Annotated in this window: 5 protein-coding genes; all 5 read right to left on the bottom strand. The window is 73.8% G+C overall.

What is annotated here, in order from left to right:
• Positions 1–37: 37 nt before the first annotated feature.
• Genes NGF19_RS23820 through NGF19_RS23840 form a run of 5 tightly spaced genes read right to left on the bottom strand, consistent with a single transcriptional unit; the run spans position 38 to position 21978 of the window.
• Positions 38–793 (bottom strand): thioesterase II family protein, encoded by a 756-nt coding sequence (locus tag NGF19_RS23820; protein ID WP_252427322.1) that lies wholly within the window; start codon positions 791–793, stop codon positions 38–40.
• On the bottom strand, positions 790–6678 hold the full coding sequence (locus tag NGF19_RS23825) for a non-ribosomal peptide synthetase (protein WP_252427323.1): 5889 nt from the start codon (positions 6676–6678) through the stop codon (positions 790–792). Before NGF19_RS23825 ends, NGF19_RS23820 begins: the two co-directional genes overlap by 4 nt.
• Positions 6675–12365, bottom strand: a complete 5691-nt coding sequence (locus NGF19_RS23830; protein WP_252427324.1) for a type I polyketide synthase — start codon at positions 12363–12365, stop codon at positions 6675–6677. The genes NGF19_RS23825 and NGF19_RS23830 overlap by 4 nt, the downstream gene beginning before the upstream one ends.
• A complete protein-coding gene (locus NGF19_RS23835; RefSeq protein WP_252427325.1) occupies positions 12362–18883 on the bottom strand; it encodes a non-ribosomal peptide synthetase in 6522 nt (2173 codons plus the stop codon). The genes NGF19_RS23830 and NGF19_RS23835 overlap by 4 nt, the downstream gene beginning before the upstream one ends.
• Complete coding sequence (locus NGF19_RS23840) at positions 18883–21978, bottom strand: type I polyketide synthase (RefSeq protein WP_252427326.1); 3096 nt, start codon at positions 21976–21978, stop codon at positions 18883–18885. Before NGF19_RS23840 ends, NGF19_RS23835 begins: the two co-directional genes overlap by 1 nt.

Genomic DNA, 21978 nt, shown 5'->3' on the forward strand with positions numbered 1-21978 from the left:
TGCCGACTCTCGAACCCAGGATTCTAAACACAGAGTCTCAACTCTCCACGACGGAAGGGATCAGCGGTGTGAGGTGGGCGACGACGAGCCGTACGACCTCGGCGGCCATTCCCTGGACGAAGAAGTGATCGCCGGGCAGCAGACGAAGGCGTGAGCTGGTCGACTGCCCGCGCCATCCCTCCAGTTCCGAGGGCCGTACCGTACGGTCGTGGATCCCGCCGAGCACCGTGAGCGGCACGTCGAGCGGTGGTTCCTCGTGGTACTCGTACGTCTCCAGGATCGCGAAGTCGGCGCGGAGCACGGGCAGGACCAGCTCCATGAGCTCGTCGTTGTCCAGGATCTCGCGCGGCGTTCCGTTGAACGCGAGCAGCCGGGCCTTCAACTCGGCGTCGGAGGCGTTGTGCAGCACCGGCTCATGGCGCCGGGCGGGGGCCGCGGAAGCCGATACGAACAGGTGGCAGGGCACGGGCCACCCGCGGCGGCGCAGCAGCCGTGCCAGCTCGAACGCCACCAGTCCGCCCAGACTGTGCCCGAAGAGCGCGAAGGGCCGGTCGAGCAGCGGCTCCAGCGCATCGGCCAGCGCATGGACCAGCGGCGGCAGGCGGGAGAAGGGCTGCTCGCCGATGCGCCAGCCGTGGCCGGGCAGTTCGACCGGGCAGACCTCCACATCGCTCGGTACGAGCTGACCCCATGTGCGGTACAGCGCGGCCGACCCGCCGGCGTACGGCAGACACACCAGGCGGGTTGCCGCGGCCGGCCGGGGCCGCGGCACCCGGAACCACTGCTCCGTCACTCTTCGCTTCCCTCCGCGCCGGTACCGCTCGCGGTGGCGGGCATCTCGTCCTCCCGCAGGAGCCGGCACAACTCCTCGATCCGGCGGTCGGGTTCGGCCACCACCGTCTCGAGGAGTCGGCTCCACTGGCGGGTCACCCGGCCGACCAGCCGTGGATCGACGCGTTCGACGGCGTGCAGCCAGATTCCGCGCAGCGCACCCGCGTCCTCGAGCATGATGAGGCTGAGATCCACCACCGCCGGTTCCATCCCCGGCGGCACGTGCACGAATCCCTGGTCGGCGGCGAGCGGCTCCAGCCGGACGTCACGCAGCATCGCGGTGGGCAGTGGTGCGTTGAGCAGGTTGAACCCCAGACGGACCCGTTCGCACTGCGGCGCGAACTCGCGGCGCAAGGGCTGCAGCGGCACGCTCTGGTGGGCGTACGCCTCGATGATCCGCTCCCGGACACGGGCGACCAGTTCGCGGAAGCTGGGGTCCCCGCCGAGATCCGCGCGCAGCACCAACGGGTTCACGAAGAAGCCGATGAGCTGCTCGGTCTCCGGCCGGTCCCGGCCCGCGGTGGGGAAGTCGACGGCGAGGTCCCGGCTCCCGGTGCAGGCGGCGAGCTGGGCACCGAAGGCGGCCAGGAGCACCATGAAGAGGGTCGCGCCCTCGCGCTGGGCGAACTCCCGCAGCGCGGCGGTCAGTTCCGGGGACAGCTCGAAGGCGTGGCCCGAGGCAGCCGCCGCCGCCTCGTCCGGGAGCCGGACGTCGTTCAGCCGTGGCGGCGGCGGAAGTTCCGCGAGGGTGCGCCGCCAGTACGCAGTGTCCGTGTCCAGCGCACCGCTCTCGAACGCCTGGCGCTGCCAGGCCGCGAAGTCGGCGAACTGGAGCGGAAGGTCCGGCAACGTCGGCTCCCGCCCCTCGGCGAGGGCCTCGTAGGCGCCGACCAGGTCCTGCAGCAGCACCCCGTACGACCAGTTGTCGGTGACGGCGTGGTGGACCGTGAGCACCAGGATCCGCTCCTCGTCGCCGAAGGTGAGCAGCCGCCCCCGTACCAACGGGCCCTCCGCCAGGCGGAACGGCCGGCTGCTCTCCTCCTCGAGGACGGCGCGGATCGCCTGGCCCGGATCCCCGGGCGCGGTGCCCTCCAGCCGGGACCGGGTCAGCGGCCAGGTACCGGTGGCCTCGACGACCTGTGCCGGCCTCCCCGACCGGGTGACCAGGCGAGTGCGCAGCGCTTCGTGCCGCCGCACCACGTGGTCGAAGGCGCGCGCCAGGGCGTCCTCGTCGAGCCGTCCGCGCAGCCGCGCGGCGGTCACCACGTTGTGAGCGGGGCTCTCGGGGCCGACCGGGTGGTCGACGCAGAGCCATTCCTGCGCGTACGAGAGCGGGAGGTCCTCGCCGCGGTCGGCCGCCGGGACGGGCAGGAGCGCCGGGCCGTCGTCCTCCGTGTCGCTCTCCGCGTCGGTGTCCGCCAGCCACGCGGCCAGCGTCGCGACGGTCGGATACGCGAAGAGGTCGCGCAGGGACACCTCCCGTCCCAGCCGGGTCCGGATCCGGGAGACCGCCTGAGTCGCGAGCAGTGAGTGGCCGCCCGATGCGAAGAAGTCGTCATGGATGCTCACCGCGTCCAGGTGCAGGAGCTGTTCCCAGATCTCGGCGAGGTCCCGCTCCAGGTCGTCGCGCGGTGCCTCGTAGGGGGTGCGCGGATCGGAGCGGACGGCCCGGGGCTCGGGCAGCGCCTTGCGGTCCACCTTGTCATTGGGGGTGCGGGGCAGCGCGTCGAGGAACACGAACGCGGAGGGGAGCATGTACGCGGGCAGCTTCTCGCCCAGCGCGGCACGCAGGCGCGGCTGCAGGGTGCGGGCGCGGCGCGACGCGGCACCGTTCACCCACGCGGACAGCGGCCCGGACGGCACCAAAGGCGCCTGCGGGAAGGCCCGCGCCGGGGCCACGGGGTGCCCGTCGCCGCCCAGTCGGCGCAGCACGAGGTCGAACGCGCCGTCCGGGCCGTGCCGGGTCCAGTCCGGTTCGGCCCGGTATCCGGTCCGCTCGGCCAGGGCGGCCAGCTCCTCGGGATCGACCGCGTCCGCCGCCGCGGCGGCCAGGCGCTGCCGCAGGTCGGCGGCCGTGCCCCCGGCGGTGCCCAGCCGCTCCACCAGGTCGGCGAAGGGCCGCACCCGCGCGTTCGGCACGTCCCGGACGGCGATGACGTCCGCGGTGGCCGGGGCGAGCAGCTCCCGGAGGGCCGGGAGGGAGAGCCCGTCGGCACGCCAGTCGAGCGGGGAGAGGTCGGCGGGCGGGGCCTCCGGGTCGCTCGTGAGGATCACGTCGTACCGGAAGCGGGTCAGTTCGTTGTCGTACCGGCCGCGCTTGGGCAGGATCCGTACCTCGGCGATGCCGGGCAGCCGGTCCCGCAACGCCAGGAAGAAGCGCGGGTCGATGACCAGTTCCTCCTCCTCGGCGGCCAGGCGCCGCACCCGCTTGCGCAAGGCGTCGGCGCTCAGGTCGGGTGCCGCCCGGTGCAGCTCGACCGAGGCGTGGAACGCCTCGAGCAGCGGAAGGCTGCGGACGTCGCCCACGATGACCGCGCCACCCGGGGCGAGCCGGGGCAGCGCTCCCGCGATCACCCGGGCCAGGTACTCCTCGTCGGGGAAGTACTGCACCACCGAGTTGAGCAGGACGACGTCGAACTGCTGGTCCGGCAGCAGGTCGAGGCGGTCCGCCGCGCATTCGTGCAGTTGCACGTCGCCGGGGAAGCGATCGGGGTCGGCAGCCGCCCGCCGCAGCCGCGCCAGCGCCACGGCCGAGAAGTCGGTGCCCCAGTAGCGCTTGCAGTGCGGCGCGACCGCGTGCAGGACGAGGCCGGTGCCGCAGCCCACGTCCAGCACCGACTGCGGCGCGCGGCTGAGCACGCGCTCGGCGGTGCGGTCGACCCAGTCGCGCATCTCCTCGGCGGGGATGGGCTCGTCGGTGTAGCTGCTCGTCCAGCCGCTGATGTCGAAGGACGGGTCGATGTCCGCGGCCGGTTCGTCGTACGCCGTGTCCCAGATGGTGCGCCACTGGTCCAGCTCGGCGGGGCTCGTGGCGGAGTCGGCGCCGGACGGGTCGGCGACCACGTACGCCACCAGGCGTTGGTCGCCCGGTGTGTCCTCGCGTACGGTCACCACCGCCTGCTGGACGGCCGGTTGCCGCGCGAGGACCGCCTCGATCTCCCCCAACTCGATCCGGAAGCCGCGCAGCTTCACCTGATGGTCGATGCGGCCGAGGAACTCCAGGCTGCCGTCGCCGCGTCGGCGGACCAGGTCCCCGGTGCGATACAGCCGGTCGCCGAGGCCGATGGGGAACGGGTGCGGCACGAACCGCTCGGCGGTCAGCTCCGGGCGGCCGAGATAGCCGTGCGCCAGCCCGGCGCCGCCGATGTGCAGCTCTCCGGGGGCGCCGGGCGGAACGAGCGCGCCCCGGGCATCGAGCACGTGCAGTTCGGTGTTGGCGATCGGCTCGCCCAGGGAGACGGTGCCGTCGTCGATCCGGGCCACCGCCGACCAGATGGTGGTCTCGGTGGGGCCGTACATGTTCCACAGCTCGCCGCCGCCGCGGCTGAGCTGCCGGGCCAGGTCGGCGGGGAGCGCTTCACCGCCGCACAGCATGCGGAATCCGGGGCGCGGCGACCAGCCGGCGTCGAGCAGCAGCCGCCAGGTGGACGGTGTGGCCTGCATCAGCGTGGCCCCGGTCTCCGCGAGCAGCGCGCGCAGCCGTCGGCCGTCGGCGGCCACCTCGCGGTCCGCCAGGATCACCCGCGCACCGGTCGTGAGCGGCAGCAGCAGCTCCAGCATGGAGATGTCGAAGCACAGCGTGGTCACCGCGACCAGGGCGTCGTCCGGGCCGATCCCCGGCCGCTCCCGCATCGACCGGAGGAAGTTGGCGAGCGCGCGGTGCGGGATCCGCACGCCCTTGGGTGTGCCGGTCGAGCCGGAAGTGTAGATGACGTAGGCCAGGTCCTCGCCCTGGCTCTCGACGTCCGGCCGGGTGGCGGGCTCTGCCTCCAGCGCCTCGGTGACCTCGTCCAGGCAGAGGACTCCCGCGGCCGGTTCGGGCAGGCCGGCGAGGACGGTGCGCTGGGTGAGCAGGAGCTTGAGCCCGGAGTCGCGCACCATGAAGGCGAGGCGCTCGCTCGGGTACGCCGGGTCCAACGGCACGTAGGCGGCGCCGGACTTGAGCGTGCCGAGGACCGCGACCGCCATCTCCGGCGTGCGCTCGGTGCAGATCCCGACGAGGTCGCCCCGCCCGACGCCCAGCCGGTGCAGGTGGTGCGCGAGCCGGTTGGCCCGCCGGTCGAGTTCGGCGTACGTCAGGGTCTGCTCCCCGCAGCGCAGGGCCGCCGCCTCCGGTGTCGCCCCGGCCCGCTCCTCGAAGCTGTGATGTGCCCAGCGCAGGTCCGGCCAGACGCGCCGGGTGTCGTTGGGCTCCCGGGCCAGCCGGTGCCGCTGCTCCTCGGTGAGCAGGCTCAGCTCGGAGAGACGGCGGTCGGGCGCGTCGGCGATCTCCTCGACGAGGACGCGCAGCGAGTCGGACAGTTGCTCGATGGTGGCGCTGTCGTAGAGGTCGGCGTTGTACTCGAACCAGCCGCTCAGCCCGTCCGGCCGGTCGAAGACCTGCAACTCCAGGTCGAACCGGGCGGTGGCGCTCTCCAGCGTCAGCGGGGTGACCCGCAGCCCGCCCAGGTCCAGCTCCGGCATGTCGATGTTCTGGAAGACGAACGACACCTGGAACAGCGGCGACCGGGAGAGGTCGCGCTCGGGGTGCAGCTCCTCCACCAGCCGTTCGAACGGCAGCTCCTGGTGGGCGTAGGCCCCCAGGCAGGTCGCGCGCACCCGCGCCAGGGCCTCACGGAAGGTGGGGTCGCCGGAGAGGTCCGCGCGCAGGGCCAGGGTGTTGACGAAGAACCCGATCAGCGGCTCCAGTTCGGGGCGGGTCCGGTTGGCGATGGGCGCGCCGATCACCAGGTCGTCCTGGTCGGCGTAGCGCTGGAGCACCACGGCGAACGCGGCCAGCAGCGTCATGAAGGGCGTCGCGCCCTCCCGTCGGCTCAGCGCGCGCAGCCGTGTCATCAGCGGTCCGGGCAGCTCGAAGGGGATCGATCCGCCGCGCGACGTCTGTACGGGCGGGCGCGGGCGGTCGGTCGGAAGGGCGAGGACCGGCGGGGCGCCGTCGAGCGCCTGCTTCCAGTACGCGAGGTCGCCGGTCACGCCGGAGCCCTCCGCCTGGCCGCGCTGCCAGGCGGCGTAGTCGGCGTACTGGAGGGGAAGTTCGGGCAGTGGTGAGCCGCTGCCCGCGCGCAGGGCCGGATAGAGGGCGACCAGCTCCCGGACCGCCACCGCCATGGACCAGAGGTCGGCGACGATGTGGTGCATGGTGAGCAGCAGGACGTGCTCCTCGGGGCCCAGCCGGAACACCCTGACCCGCAGCAGCGGGCCCCGCTCCAGTGCGAACGGCCGCCGGACCTCCTCCCGTGCCAGGCGCTGGACCTCCCGCTCACGGTCGTCGCCGGAGAGGTGGGTGCAGTCGACCACGGCGAAGTCGGCCCGTCCCGTCTCGGCCACCCGCTGTACGGGCTCGCCGTCGACCTCCGCGAAGGTGGTGCGCAACGCCTCGTGGCGCCGCACGATCTCGTCGGTGCAGCGCCGCCACACGTCGAGATCGAGCCGGCCGTGGATCCGCACCGCGCTGGGGACGTTGTAGGCGGCGCTGTCCGGCACGAGTTGCTGCAGGAACCAGAGCCGCTGCTGCGAGAAGGAGAGGGGGAACTGGCGCACCCTCGGTCGTCGGGCCCGGCCCAGCCGCTCGGCCAGAAGTCTCCGCTTCTGCTCGGCGGTCATGCCGTCCAGGTCAGGCATGCTCATGCCTCGGTCTCCCCTTCCATGTCCGCCTCGGCCGCCTCCGCCGCGAGCAACTCCCGCAGCATGGCGTCCACTTCGTCGTCCGGTAGCGCGTCCACGTCGGTCACCTCGGCCGGTTCGTCGCGCGCGAGTCGCTCGATGGGGGCGGGTTCCTCCGCCGCCGTCCCGCTGTCCGAGCCGCCGGTGGCGAGGAGCCGGGCGGTGTTGGCCACGGTCGGCAGGTCGAAGAAGTCACGCAGTGTCAGCTCCGCCCCGAAGTGGGCCCGGAGCCGGGTACCGATCTGCACCGCCGCCAGCGAGTGACCGCCGAGCGCGAAGAAGTCGTCGTGCAGGCCGATCGGGTCGACACCGAGCGCCTCCTGCCAGATGGCCGCGATGGCGGCCTCCTCCTCGGTGCCCGGTGCCACGTACGGGGTGTCCAGCTCGGGACGCGGGTGCACCGCGGTCGGCGCGGCCGTCTCCAGGTCCGCCGCCAGCCGGGCCGGATCGATCTCGGCGGCCAGGCGGCGCACGGTGGCCAGGTCCTGCCGGGAGACGACGAGGTGCGCCGGCATCGGCCGGGCCCGCAGGATCCGGCCGAACAGCTCCGTCCCCTCCTCGGCGGTCATGCCGGCGGCCAGGGCGTGCAGCGCCGCCAGTCCCCCCGGCTCGTGCGCGGCGGGCTCCGGAGCCTCGGGCGCCGGGGCCGCCGCTGACGACTCGACCTGTTCGCGCATCGCCTCGGGCTCGTGGATGCGCTTCATGATGAAGTCACCGAGCCGCACCAGCAGTCGGCCCTCGTCGTCGTAGACGTCGGCGTCGCAGACCAGGGTCTCGCCGGACGTGTCGCCGCCCTCCTTGATCCGGATGTGGCAGGCCATCCGCCGGGTGAGGCCGCGCACGACCCGCAGGCTGCCGTACCAGAAGGGCAGGTAGTAGCCCTCGGCGGCGTGCACGCGGGACGCACCGCCGACCACGTCCAGCAGCGCCGGGTGCAGCCGGTAGGTGTCGAGGTCGGCGGCGTACCGCTCCGGAAGCTCCAGGACGGCCACCATGCCCCGGGTGCCGACGTGGATGCGGGTGAGGCAGCGCCAGCGGCCCTGCACGGCGAACCGGATGATCCCGCCCTCGGCGGCGAAGTTCAGCCGGAGCCGCTGCCGCAGCGCCTGCTCGCCCTCGATGACCTCCTCGACACCGGATTCCTCGAGCAGTTCGGCGACGTCGCGCGGCGTACGCTCCACGCGTTCGTGCAGCAGGACGGAACCGGCGGCGTGCTCCTGCCAGTTCCGCGCCGCCCCCGGTACGCGGCTGCGGATCCGGAAGCTCAGCTCGCCGTCCGTGCGCTCCAGGACCGTGTACAACTCACGCTCCTGCCCGTCGGGGACGATCACCGGCAGGGTGAACAGCACGTCGCGGAACTCGATCTCGCGTCCCGCCGCCAGGGGCTCCACCGCCGCCCGGACCATCTCCAGGTACGTGGTGCCGGGAACCAGGCCGTGCCCCTGCATCCGGTGCTCGTCGACGACCCAGCTCTCCGAGGTGCGGATCGTGGTCAGGAAGACCTCGGTGCTCTCCGTCCGCCGCAGGCGGCGTTGCAGCAGCGGGTGACCGACGTCCTCGCCGGTGCCCGCGTCGGCGCCGGGCAGCGCGTGCGGGCCCGCCGCCATGCCGGTCTCGCGCCAGGTGTCCCAGGCCACCGCCGTCACGGGCGCGGACCCGCCCGCGGTACGCCAGGCGGCGAAGGCGTCCAGGAACGCGTTGGCCGCGCAGTAGTCGGCCTGGCCGGGCCCGCCGAGCACCGCGGTCCGCGACGAGCACAGGAGGAAGAAGTCCAGGGGGTCGCGGGAGCAGACCGTGTCGAGGACCAGCGTGCCGCGCGTCTTGGCGGCGAGCACGGCCTCGGCGTCGGCGCGGGACGTCCCGGCGAGCAGCCCGCTCGCGGGGGCCCCGGCCGCGTGGACGACGCCGTTGAGGGCGCCGAAGCGGGCCCGCAGTTCCTCGACCGCGCGGCTCGTCTGCTCGGCGTCGGTGACGTCGGCGCGGAGCACCACCGGTCGGGCGCCCAGGCTCCGCAGCGCTTGCAGGCGCCGGATCCGGGTGCTGGTCGGGTCGTCGGCGCCGTGCTCCGCGAGCCACTGCGCCCAGGCGTCCTCCGGCGGGAAGGTGCCCCGCCCGAGCAGTCCGATGGCCGGTGCCCGCACGGAGCGGGCCAGGTGCGCGGCGAGCGCGAGGCCGATGCCGCCGAGCCCGCCGGTGACGAGGTAGACGCCCTCGTCGCGGAGCCGCCCGCTGCCCGGCTCGCCCGCGTCCAGGGGGACGGGGTCGAACGTCCGCGCCCACCAGTGGCTGCCGCGCCAGGCCAGCACCTGCTCCGCCGGGGGTGCGGCCACCGCCGCCCGCAGGGCGTCGAGCAACGTCTCGGGCGGCGCGGCCAGGATCTGCCCGGTGAGGTCGAGGAGGCGGCACGTGACGTCCGGCACCTCCTGCGGGATCACCGTGCACGGGCCGAGGACGGTGGCGTTCTCGGGCTGGAGCGGCTCCTCCCCGGTCACGCCGAAGACGCCGCGGGTGAGGACGTCGAGTGCGAGGGGCGGGTGCCCGGCGCGCTCGGACAGGGCCTGCGCGAGGGCCAGCAGGCTGTGGAAGCCGGCGTCCTGAGCGCGATCCAGCCGCGTGCGGTCCAGGTCCGCGGTGGGTTCGACGGCGAGGCTCCACAGGTGCAGGGCTCGGGCCGGTCGCAGGTCGTCCGCGTCGAGGGCGGCGAAGAGGCGTTCGAAGTCGTCCCGGTCGGCCGGGTCGACGGTGAAGGAGCGCTCGCCGTCCCGCGCGAAGCCGTCCCCCGCGGACACCCCGACGACGGTGCAGCCGGCGGCCTCCAGGCCCTGCCGCAGCGTCCGGCCCAGCGGCAGGTCCGCACCGAGCACGAGCCACGGTCCCGACGCGGCAAGGGGCCGGGAGGCGTGCGGTGGGAGGCGCCGCCAGCTCGGCGTGTAGGTCCACCCCGCGGGCTCCGCCGGTCCGGGCTCGGCGACGCCCTGCCCGGCATGGTCCGCCGGGCCGGGGTCGACCCAGTACCGCTGCCGCTGGAAGGGGTACGAGGGAAGGCGCACCCGGCGGCGGCTGCCGGCATCGTGCTGTGCTTCCCAGTCGACCTCCGCTCCCCCGGACCACATCGCCCCCACCGCCTCCAGCAGCACCTGCCGGTCGGGGCGCTCCTCGCGGGGCTGGCGCAGCGTGGCGGCCACGACCCGGTCCGGCGTCCACGAGCGGTGCTGACGGGCGTAGTTCGACAGCGACCGGCCCGGCCCCACCTCCAGCAGGAGCAGGTCCGGGTCGGCGAGCAGCGTCGACAGGTTGTCGGCGAAACGTACGGCGGAGCGCAGGTGGGTGCCCCAGTACTCGGGGTCGGTGGCCTCGGCGTCCTCGATCCAGGTCCCGCTCACGTTGGAGCCGAAGGGGATCCGCGGGGGGTGCAGCCGGATCGTGCGGACCTCCTCCCGGAAGGGGGCCACCGCGCCCTCCACCAGGGGCGAGTGGAACGCGTGCGAGGTGTGCAGGCGCCGGCAGCCGACGCCGGACGCGGCGAGCTTCTCCCGCAGTCGCTCGACGGCCCCGACCGGACCGGCGACCACGCAGAGCGACGCGGCGTTGACGGCCGCGACGCAGAGGTCGTCGTCGAGCAGCGCCCTCGTCTCGTCCTCGGGCAGGAAGACCGCGAGCATCGCCCCGTGCGGGGTCGCCTGCATCAGCCGGCCGCGCGCCGCCACCAGCGCGGTGGCGTCCTCCAGCGTGAACACACCGGCGACGCAGGCGGCCACGTACTCACCGATGCTGTGACCGGCCATGGCGTGTGGCACGAGACCCCACGCCATCAGGGTGCGGGCCAGGGCGTACTCCACGGCGAAGAGGGCGGGCTGGGCGAGCGCCGTCTCCTCCAGGCGTTCCGCGGCCTTCTCGGCCTCCTCCGGCGCCGGGAACAGGGCCGCCCGCAGATCCTCGTCGAGATGCGGGGCGAACAGCGTGAGGCAGCGGTCGAGTTCGGCGCGGAAGACCGGCTCGTCGGCGTAGAGCTCGCGGGCCATGCCGGGATACTGCGTCCCCTGGCCCGGGAAGAGGAAGGCCACCTTCGCGGCCCGGCCCGCCGTTCGCGTCTCGCCGACGCGTGCCGCCTGCCGCAGCCGCCGTACGGCGTCGGCACGGTCCACGCAGACCACGGCCCGGCGCTGTTCGAAGGCGCGCCGCCGTGCCGCCAGGGTGAAGGCGACGTCGGCGAGTTCGTCGCCCGGGTTGGTCTCGAGGTGGACCGCCAGTCGCTCCGCCGCCTGCGCCAGGGCCTGGTCGGTACGCGCCGAGAGGGTCAGCACCTGCCAGGGGCGTCCGGGCTCGCCGGGCCGCGGCGCGGGCCCCTCCTCGAGGACCACATGCGCGTTGGTCCCGCCGATGCCGAACGAGCTCACCCCGGCCCGGCGCGGCGCCTCGTCGCGGGGCCAGGGCCGGTGCGTGGTGTTCACGAAGAAGGGGCTGGACTCCAGCCCGAGCTCCGGGTCGGCCCGCTCGAAGTGCAGGCTGGCGGGGATGGCCTCGTGCTTGAGCGCGAGCGTGGCCTTGATCAGTGCGGTCGCCCCGGCGGCGGCGTCGAGGTGGCCGACGTTGCTCTTCACCGACCCGAGGGCGCAGTAGCCGCGCGCCTCGGTCTCCTCCCGGTACGCGCGGGTCAGGGCGGCGATCTCGATGGGGTCACCGAGGGCCGTACCGGTCCCGTGGGTCTCCACGTAGCCCACCGTCTCCGGCGACACCCCGGCGATGCCCAGCGCCTCGGCGATCACCTCCGCCTGGCCCTCGACGCTCGGTGCGGTGTAGCCGACCTTGAGCGCGCCGTCGTTGTTGACGGCCGAGCCCCGGATCACCGCGTCGACGAGGTCACCCTGCTCGCGCGCGTCGGCGAGGCGGCGCAGCACCACGAGGGCGACGCCGTTGCCGATGACGGTGCCCCCGGCGGCGGCGTCGAACGGGCGGCAGTGTCCGTCCGGCGACAGGATGCCGCCGGGTTCGTGCAGGTAGCCGTTGCGCAGCGGGACGTTGACGGAGACGCCGCCGGCCAGGGCGATGTCGCACTCCCCGGAGAGCAGGCTCTGGCAGGCGAGGTGGACCGCCACCAGCGAGGTGGAGCAGGCGGTCTGCACCGTGATGCCGGGGCCCTTGAGGCCGAGCTTGTACGAGACCCGGGTGGCGAGGAAGTCCTTGTCGTTGGCGAGCTGGGTCTGGTACTGGCCGAGGGTCTCGACGACGCCGCGGTTCGCCAGCAGGTTGAAGAGCAGGTAGGTGTTGAGGCCGGCACCGCCGAAGACGCCGATCCGGCCCGGGAACGCCTGCGGGTCGTACCCCGCCGACTCCAGCGCCTCCCAGGCGCATTCGAGGAAGACGCGGTGCTGCGGGTCCATCAACTCGGCCTCGCGCGGGGACAGGCCGAAGAAGCCCGCGTCGAAGGTGTCGGCCCCGTCGAGGACGCCCTTGGCGCGCACGTACCCGGGCTGTGCCAGCAACGCCGGGCTGACGCCCTGCTCACGCAGCTCCTCCTCGGAGAAGAAGGAGAGGCAATTCTTCCCTGCTGCCAGGTTGTCCCAGAACGCGCCGACGTCGGCCGCCTCGGGGAAGCGCCCCGCCATGCCGATGATGGCCACCTGCGACAGGGCGTCGGTCTCGTCGCTCACGGTCGGTCTCCTTCAGATTCGTTGCGGTTCCGGGAGCGGCGGCCGGCGGCCGCGCGGCGCGCCGCCATGGCCTCCCGGCGGCCGGCCACCCGCCCGCGGGCGTCGGCCATCGGATCGGCGGCCGTGCCCGGGGTGCCGGCGAGGTGCTCGGCCAGGGTGCGCACGGTCGGGAACTGGAACAGCTCGACGAGCGTGAGGGGGCGCCGTAGCTCCGTCTCGAGCGTGCTGCGCAGCTCGGCCATGAGCAGCGAGTGGCCGCCCAGCTCGAAGAAGTTGTCGTCGACGCCCACCTGGTCGAGGCCGAGCAGCCGGGTCCAGGCCTCGGCGACGGTGCGCTCCACCCGGTCCCTGGGCGCCAGGTAGGGCACGGCCAGCTCGGGGCGGGACAGCTCCGGCGCGGGCAGGGCGGCGCGGTCCACCTTGCCGTTGGGTGAGAGCGGGAAGGCGGGCAGGGGGACGAAGGCGGCGGGAACCATGTAGTCCGGCAGCCGCTCCTTCAGATGGGTGATCAGCTCGCCCGCGGTGGGCGGCTCGTCGGCGGTCAGGTACGCCACGAGCCGGGTGTCGCCGCCCTGTCCTCGGGCGGTGACGACGGCCTCCCGTACGGCGGGATGAGCGGCCAGCACCTGTTCGATCTCACCGAGTTCGATGCGGAGTCCGCGGAGCTTCACCTGGTGGTCGAGCCGGCCCAGGTATTCGATGGCCCCGTCGTCGCGGAATCGTGCCAGGTCCCCGGTGCGGTAGATACGGGCCCCGGGATCCGGGTCGAACGGATGGGGGACGAAACGCTCGGCGGTCAGCTCCGGGCGGTCGAGATACCCACGGGCCAGGTTGCGACCGCCGATGCACAACTCGCCCGCGACACCGCGCGGCACCGGTCGCAGCGCCGGATCGAGCACGTACATCTGCGTGTTGGCGATGGCGTGGCCGATGGGTACCGGCCGGGTGTCGCCGTCGCGTCGGCAGGCCCAGGCGGTGACGTCCACGGCCGCCTCGGTCGGGCCGTACAGGTTGTGCAGCTCGGCAGGGAGGAGGGCGAAGAAGCGCTCCTGGAGCTCCCGGGGCAGCGCCTCGCCGCTGCAGATCACCCGGCGCAGGCCGCGGCAGTCCTTCGCCCCGTCATCCCGCAGGAAGACCTGCAGCATCGCGGGCACGAAGTGCAGTGTGGTGATCCCCTCGCGCTGGACGGTCTCCACCAGGTAGCGGCCGTCCTTGTGCCCCTCCGGACGGGCCACCACCAGACAGGCGCCGGTCGTCAGCGGCCAGAAGAACTCCCAGACCGACACGTCGAACGAGTACGGCGTCTTCTGCAGCACGCGGTCGGAGGCGTCGAGCCGGTAGGCGTCCTGCATCCACAACAGGCGGTTGCGGATGCCTGCGTGGACGTTCATGACGCCCTTGGGGCGCCCGGTGGAGCCGGAGGTGTAGATGACGTAGGCGAGGTCCTCGCCGCCGACCCGGACCCGTGGCCGCTCACCGGACTCGCGCCCGAGATCCTCGGCGGCCTCGTCCACGCAGAGCACGACCGCCTCGTGGTCCGGCAGCCCCGGCACCAGGCGGCGCTGTGTCAGCAGCACCGGAACGCGCGCGTCGGCCAGCATGAACTCCAGGCGCGAGCGCGGATAGCCGGGGTCCAGGGGCAGGTAGGCGCCGCCGGCCTTGAGCGTGGCGAGCAGCGCGACCACCAGCTCGGTGGAGCGCTCCATGCAGATGCCCACCAGCACGTCCCGGCCCACGCCCGACCGGCGCAGCCGGTGGGCCAACTGGTTGGCGCGGCGGTCCAGTTCGGCGTAGGTGAGCCGCTCGCCCTCGAAGCGCAGCGCCTCGGCGTGCGGCGTCGCGTCGGCCTGCGCCTCGAACATCTGGTGGAGGAGGCCCGCGTCCGGCCATTCCCGGGGACCGCCCTCGCCCAGCGCCAGCACCTCGCGGCGCTCCGCCTCGTCGAGGATCGGGAGGCGGCCGATGGGCTCGTCGGGCCGGTCGGCCACGGCGGTGAGCAGGCGCTGGAGACACCGCGCGATGCGGTCGGCGGTGGGCGCGTCGAAGAGGTCGAGGCTGTACTCGAGACGGCCGTGCACGGTGTCGCCGTCCTCGCTCAGCAGCAGTTCGAGGTCGAACTTGGCCGTGCCGCCGTCGGCGGGTATCGGCTCGACGTGCAGCCCGCCGCCGCTCCAGGCCGGGAACGGGACGTTCTGCAGGGCGAACCCGACCTGGAAGATCGGGGTACGCGCCAGGCTGCGCTCCGGCTTGAGCGCCTCCACCAGCCGTTCGAACGGAACGTCCTGGTGGTCGTACGCGTCGAGGCACACCCGGCGCACCCGTCCGAGCAGCTCCCGGAAGCTCGGGTCGCCGGAGAGGTCGGTGCGCAGCGCCAGGGTGTTCACGAAGAGCCCGATCAGTGGTTCGAGTTCGGGCAGCCGCCGGCCCGCCACCGGCGTGCCGATCACCACGTCGTCGACGCCGCTGAGGCGGGCGAGCAGGGTCTGGAAGGCTCCGGTCAGGACCATGAACAGCGTGGCGCCCTCCTGCCGGGCGAGGGCGCGCAGCCGCCGGACGACGAGCGGGTCGAGCCGCAGTTCCAGCGCGGCACCCCGGTAGCTCTTCTCCGGTGGGCGTGGGCGGGCCGGCGACAGATTGAGTTCGGCGGGTGCCCCGCTCAGTCGCCGGACCCAGTGGTCGAGGGCGTCCCCGTCGGTCTGTCGGCCGAGCGCCTCCTGCTGCCAGAGGGCGAAGTCCGGGTACTGCACGGGGAGTTCGGGCAGGGGGCTCGGTCGGCCGGCAGCGAAGGCGGCGTAGAGGGCGAGCACCTCCCGCAGCAGGACGCCCAGGGACCATTGGTCCGAGACGATGTGGTGCATGGCGAGCAGTACGACGCTCTCCTCGGCGGAGACGCGGAGCAGCTCGAAGCGGAGCAGCGGTCCGTCCGAGAGCCGGAAGGGGCGCGCGAAGAAGCTCTCCGCCCGCGCGCGAACCTGCTCCTCGACGTCGTCCGGGCCCGCGAGGTCGCGCACCTCCAGCTCGGCGGGGACCTCCGGGCGGACGACCAGCCGGGGCCGGCCGTCGATCTCGGGGAAGACCGCGCGCAGCGCCTCGTGACGCCGCATCACCTCGTCGCAGGCTCGCCGGAACACCGCGGCGTCGAGACGGCCGCGGACGCGGAGGGCGGCGGGTATCAGGTAGGCGCGGTTGCCTGCGGAGAGCTGTTCGAGGAACCACAGCCGCCGCTGTGCGAACGCCGGTGGTACGGGCAGGGCGGGGTCGGCGCGGCGGGGCACGGTCGGCACCTCGCGGTCGCCCGGTGCCGTACCCGTCCTCGGCTGTGCGCCGCGTTCCCGCAACCGGTACGCGAGCGCGGACACCGTGGGGCGTTCGAAGAGTTCCCGCAGCGGCAGCTCCACCCCGAGGACGGACCGCAGGCGGGTGGTGACCTGGGTGGCGAGCAGCGAGTGGCCGCCGAGCGCGAAGAAGTCGTCGTCCGCTCCCACCTGGTCGACGCCGAGCAGGTCGGCGAAGACGTCGGCGATCGTCCGCTCCAGCGGCTCGGCGGGGGCACGGTAGGGCGTCCGCAGATCCGCGCGGCCGAACTCCGGCTCCGGCAACGCCGCGCGGTCGATCTTGCCGTTGGGGGTGAGCGGGAACGCGGTCAGGAACACGAACGCCGAGGGCACCATGTACGCGGGCAGGCTGTCCCGCAGGAAGGCGGCGATCTCCGCGGGCTCCGGCGCCTCGGCGCAGGCGAGGTGGGCGACCAGCCGGGTGTCCCCCGCGTGCTCGCGGGCGGTGACCACCGCGGCGCTCACCCCCGGGTGGGCGGTGAGCGCCTGCTCGATCTCCCCGAGCTCGATACGGAAGCCGCGGACCTTCACCTGGAAGTCGATGCGGCCGAGGAACTCGATGCTGCCGTCGCCGCGTCGGCGCACCAGGTCGCCGGTGCGGTAGAGCCGCTCCCCCAGGTCGTTCGGGGCCGGGTGGGCGACGAAGCGGTCGGCGGTCAGCTCCGGCTGGTTCAGGTAGCCGCGGGCCAGCCCGGCGCCGCCGATGTGCAGTTCGCCGGGCACGCCGGTGGGCACGAGCTGTCCCCGCCGGTCGAGGACGATCAGCTCGGTGTTCGCGATCGGCTCGCCGAGGGAGATCGGCCCGGTGTCGATCCGGGAGACCGCCGACCAGATGGTGGTCTCGGTGGGGCCGTACATGTTCCACAGTTCCGCGCCCAGGGGACGGAGTCGGCCCGCGAGGCTCGGCGGGAGGGCCTCGCCGCCGCACAGCATCCGCAGGTGCCGTCGGCCCGCCCAGCCCGACTCGACGAGCATCCGCCAGGTCGAGGGGGTGGCCTGCATGAGCGTCGCTCCGGCGGCGTCGAGCGCCTCCGCCAGCGCGGGTCCGTCGGCGGCCACGTCCCGCGGGGCCACCACCACGCGCGCGCCGGCCACCAGGGGCAGCAGGAGTTCCAGGACGGAGATGTCGAACGAGAGGCTGGTGACGGCCAGGAGGACGTCGTCGCGGGCGATGCCCGGGCGCTCCTGCATGGAACGCAGGAAGTTGGCGAGAGCGCCATGGGTGATCTGCACACCCTTCGGCCTGCCGGTCGAGCCCGAGGTGTAGATCACGTACGCGAGGTCGCCGGGGCCGGGCTGCTCGCCGGGCGCGTGCGTCGGCTCGTCGGCGAGCTCCTCGTCCAGCTCGTCGAGGCAGAGCACGGCGGCGGCGCCGGACGGCACGTGCTCGGCCACGCGGCGCTGGGTGAGCACCACCGGGGCCCGCGAGTCCTCGATCATGAACTCCAGGCGTGCGCGGGGGTAGGCCGGGTCGAGGGGCAGGTAGGCGCCGCCTGCCTTGTGCACGGCCAGCAGTGCGACCACCATCTCGAGCGAGCGCTCCAGGCAGAGGGCGACCAGCACGTCCCGGCCCACCCCGAGGCGGCGCAGCCGGTGGGCGAGCTGATCGGCACGCCGGTCCAGCTCCGCGTAGGACAGGGCGTGGTCCGCGCAGCGGACCGCCTCGGCGGTGGGCGCTTCCCGCGCCCGGCGGGCGAACCGCAGGTGAGCGAGGTCGCCCTCGGGCCAGGTACGGCGGGTGTCGCCGCCCGGCGCCGACAAGGACCGCCGCTCCTCGTCGCCGAGCAGCGGCAGCGCCCCGATGGGCCGGTCCGGGTCGGCCACCGCCTCCCGCGCCAGTCGGCACAGGTGGTCCGCCAGCCGGGCGACGGTCGCCTCGTCGAAGAGGTCGCTGTTGTACTCGAACAGTCCGCTCAGGCCGCCCTCGTCCTCGACGAGTTGCAACTCCAGGTCGAACCGGGCCGTGCGGCTGCGGACGGCGACGCGGGAGAACTCGAGCCCCGCCACGCGCAGGGTGGGCAGCGGCTGGGTCTGGTAGGCGAAGCTGATCTGGACGATCGGCGGCCGGCCGAGGTCGCGCGGTGGCTTCAGCTCTTCCACCAGCTTCTCGAAGGGCACCTCCTGGTGTGCGTAGGCGCCGAGGCAGGCGTCGCGCACCCGCTCCAGCAGTTCGGCGAAGGTCGGGTCACCGGAGAGATCGGTGCGCACGGGCAGGGTGTTGACGAAGAAGCCGATGAGCCGTTCCAGTTCGGCCCGTTCGCGGCCTGCGACCGGAATGCCGACGACGACGTCGTCCTGGCCGCAATAGCGGTGCAGCAGCACCTGGAACAGCGCGAGGAGCACCATGAACGGTGTGGCGTCGCGTCGCCTGCCGATGGCGGCCAGGTCGCGTACCAGTCGGGCAGGCAGGTCGAAGTGCCACGAGCCGCCGCGGAAGGACTGCGCCGGGGGACGCGGGTGGTCCGGCGGCAGCTCCAGCACCGGTGGGGCTCCGGCGAGGCGTTCCTTCCAGTAGCGCAGGGCTTCGGCCGAGGCATGCGGCTGCGCGTGCCGCCGCTCCCGCAGGGCGACGTCCCCGTACTGGATCTCCAGCGGGGGCAGCGGGGAGGGACGGCCCTCGGCGAAGGCCGCGTAGATCTCGGCGAACTCCGCGAAGAGAACGGTCACGGACCAGCCGTCCGAGATGATGTGGTGCAGGACCACGACGAGGAGGTGCTCGTCGTCGGCCGTCCGCAGCAGCCGCATCCGCAGCAGCGGCCCGGCCGTCAGGTCGAACGGTGTCGAGATCTCGGCCGCGATCCGCTCCGCGCAGGCCGCCTCGCGCGCCGCCGCGGGCAGTGCGCGCAGGTCCTCCTCGGGGATCTCCACCGTCACGCTCGGCGCCACCGACTGCACCGGGGTGTCGTCACGTTCGGCGAAGGTGGTCCGCAACGACTCGTGCCGGTGGACCAGTTCGGTGACGGCGGCGTGCAGCAGGTCGCGATCGAGGGCACCGCGCACGCGCACGGCCGCGGGCACCACGTACGCCGTCGTGCCCGGCGTGAGCCGTTCCAGGAACCACAGCCGCTGCTGCATGGCGGAGAGCGGATAGACCTTCTCCCGCGCCGGTGCCGCCAGTTGCTTCGCGAGGTGTGCGCGCTGCTCGGGTGAGAGACTCGCCAGCCGTTCCCGCAGGCTCGCCATCAGCGTCCCTCCTCGAGCAGCGCGCGGGCCTCGGCCTCGGGCAGGCGCTTCAGCTCGGCGAGGAGCGCCTCGGTGTCGTCGGCCGGCGCTTCCTCGGTGTCGTCGGCCGGCGCCTCCTCGGTGCCGGTCTCCGCGTCGTCCCCCAGGTGTTCCAGGACCTGCTCCGCCACCCGTCGGACCGACGCGCCCTTGAGCAGCGCGACGAGCGGCAGGGTGACCCCGAGCCGGTCCCGGATCTGGACCCGCAGGCCTGTGGCCATCAGCGAGTCCAGGCCCAGGTCGAGCAGGGGCTGGTCGAGCCCCACCTCGACGGTGGCGGCGCCGGGACGGCGGCGCGGGCCGCCGCCGGACCCCAGGGCCGCGCCGACGCCGCGGGCGAGATGGTCGGCGAGGACGTCGAAGCGCTCGTCCTCCTTCAACACCAGCAGGGCCTCGCGGGTGAGCAGCGAACTGTCGGCGGCGGACGCGGTCGTACGCTCCCTGGCGTCCGTACGCTCCCCGGCGGTCGTACGCACCTCGGCGACCGGCGTCTCCTCCCGGTCGGCCTCGTCACCGGCCGTCGTGGCCACGGGGGCCGCAGGCGCGTCGTACCAGTGGCGTGTCCGGACGAAGGGCGAGGTGGGCACCGGCACGCGCGTGCGCGAGTAGCCCCGGTCGAACCCGGCCCAGTCGACGTCGGTGCCGTGCTCGTACAGCTCGGCGAGGGTGGCCAGGACGGTGCGCCAGTCGTCCTCACCTGCCCGCAGACTCGGCGCGGTGAGCAGTTCGTCGCCGGGCTGTTGCGCCCGTATCCGGTCGACGAGGGCGGCGTCCGGGCCGATCTCGACGAAGCGGGTGTACCCGAGGCTTCGCAGCGTCGACACGGCGTCGGCGAACCGGACCGGCCGGTGGCTCTGCCGGCACCAGTGCTCGGCGTCGGGGGCCTCGTCCCACGGCCAGAGCGCTCCGTCCAGGCCCGAGACGAACGGGATGCGCGGCGGCGCCTGGGTGATCTCGTCGGCGAGCCGGCGCAGCGGCGCGAGGTCCGCCTGGGCCGTCGGTGAGTCGGGCGGGAGCTGCAGGCGGGCGCGCCGCGTCACGAGCCGCAGCGCGTCCTCCAGGCTCATCACCCCGGCCGTGCGGGCGGCGGCGATCTCGCCCGCGCCGTGCCCGAACACCGCGGCCGGCCGCACGCCCCAGGCGCGCCACAGCTCGGTGAGCGCGTACTGCACCGCGAAGAGCGCCGGCTGCGCCAAGGTGGGCCGGTCCAGGTGCGCCGCGCCCGGATCCTTCGGGAACAGGACGTCGAGCAGCGGAACCTCCAGCTCGCCCCGGAGCAGTTCGTGACAGCGGTCCAGTGCCTCCTGGAAGACCGGTGCGCTCTCGTACAGGACGTGGGCCATGCCGGGTCGCTCGGTGCCCGCGCCGCTGTAGAGGAACGCCACCTCGGGCTCGCGTCCGTCGGTGGAGACGGCCGCGTTCGGCGCGGAGCGGTCCAGGACGTCGGCGAGCGCCGCGTCGAGTTCGGCCGCGGACCCGCCGACCACCGCCAGGCGGTGCGGGAAGTGGGACCGTCCGGTGTTGGTGGAGTAGCAGTGGTCCGCGACCGGCGCCTGGGCCGCGTGCCCCAGCCGGTCGCGGTGCCGCTCCACGAGCACGCGCAGTCCGGCTTCGCTGCGGGCGGAGAGGGCGAGGACGTTCAGCGGCCGGCGCTCGTCCGCGGTGGCCGGTGCCCGGCCGGGGCCCTCCTCGACGAGGAGGTGCACGTTGGTCCCGCTCAGGCCGAAGGCGCTGACGCCTGCGATACGGCGGCCGTCGCGCGGGGTCCACTCGGTCAGCTCGGTCGGGACGGCGAAGGGGGGCCGGTCGAGCGCGATGTGCGGGTTGAGGCGCTCGAAGTGCAGGTGCGGCGGGATCGAGCGGTGGCGCAGCGCCAGGACCACCTTGATCAGTCCCGCGATCCCGGCGGCGGCCTCGAGATGACCGAAGTTGGTCTTCACCGAGCCGAGGTGCCACTCGGCGCCCGGTGCCGCCGGGTAGACGTCGGCCAGCGCCTCCACCTCGATGGGGTCGCCGAGGGTGGTGCCGGTGCCGTGCGCCTCGACGTACGACACCTGCCCGGCCTCGACACCGCTCGTCTCCAGGGCGCGGCGCAGCAGCTCGCGTTGGGACAGTACGTTGGGCGCGGTGAGGCCGGTGCTGCGGCCGTCCTGGTTGACGGCACCGCCGCGGATGACGGCGAGGACCTCGTCGCCCGCGGCGACGGCGTCGGAGAGGCGCTTGAGGACCACGATCCCGCAGCCCTCCCCGCGGACGAAGCCGTTCGCCCCGGCGTCGAAGGTCCGGCACCGCCCGTCCGGCGACATCATGCCGAACTGCGAGAAGCCGATGGTGGCCAGCGGCGAGAGGATGACGTTCACGCCGCCCGCGAGGGCCATGTCGCAGTCGCCGGTCCGCAGGCTCTGGCAGGCGAGGTGAACGGCGAGCAGCGAGGAGGAGCAGGCGGTGTCGATCGACACCGCCGGGCCGCGCAGGTCCAGCAGGTACGCGAGACGGCCGGAGACGATGCTGTGCGCGGTGCCGGTGACCGCGTACGGCGTCAGGTCGTCGGGGCGGGAGAACCGCTGGATCCCGTAGTCGCTGTTGATCACGCCGACGAACACACCGGTCCGGCTCCCGGCCAGGTCGGCGTACCCGGCGTTCTCCAGCGCCTCCCAGGCCACCTCCAGCATCAGGCGCTGGTTGGGGTCCATCGCCTCGGCCTCGCGTGGTGAGATGCCGAAGAAGGCGGCGTCGAACTCGTCGATCCGGTCGAGGAAGCCGCCCCACTTCGTGGTCATCTTCCCGGGGCGGCCCACCTGCGGGTGGTAGTAGGCGTCGGAGTCCCAGCGGTCGGCCGGGACCTCGCGGATGGCGTCGACGCCGTCGGCGAGCAGCCGCCAGTACGAGTCGGCGTCGTGCACGCCGCCCGGAAAGCGGCAGCCGACGCTCACCACCGCGATGGGCTCGGTGCGTCCGCGGCGTGCCGCCTCCAGTTCGCGCTGGAGCCGGTCGATGGCGGTGAGCGCCCGCTTCAGCACGGGGGACGACGTGGTGGCGGCGGCCGGCCGGCTCAT

The organism is Streptomyces macrolidinus, from assembly GCF_023887685.1.
GTDB classification, from domain to species: Bacteria; Actinomycetota; Actinomycetes; order Streptomycetales; family Streptomycetaceae; genus Streptomyces; species Streptomyces macrolidinus.

Bases quoted from the DNA above. Each gene is read 5' to 3' on its own strand.
- NGF19_RS23825 (WP_252427323.1), bottom strand. From the start codon at position 6,678: ATGAGCATGCCTGACCTGGACGGCATGACCGCCGAGCAGAAGCGGAGA.
- NGF19_RS23835 (WP_252427325.1), bottom strand. From the start codon at position 18,883: ATGGCGAGCCTGCGGGAACGGCTGGCGAGTCTCTCACCCGAGCAGCGC.
- NGF19_RS23840 (WP_252427326.1), bottom strand. From the start codon at position 21,978: ATGAGCCGGCCGGCCGCCGCCACCACGTCGTCCCCCGTGCTGAAGCGG.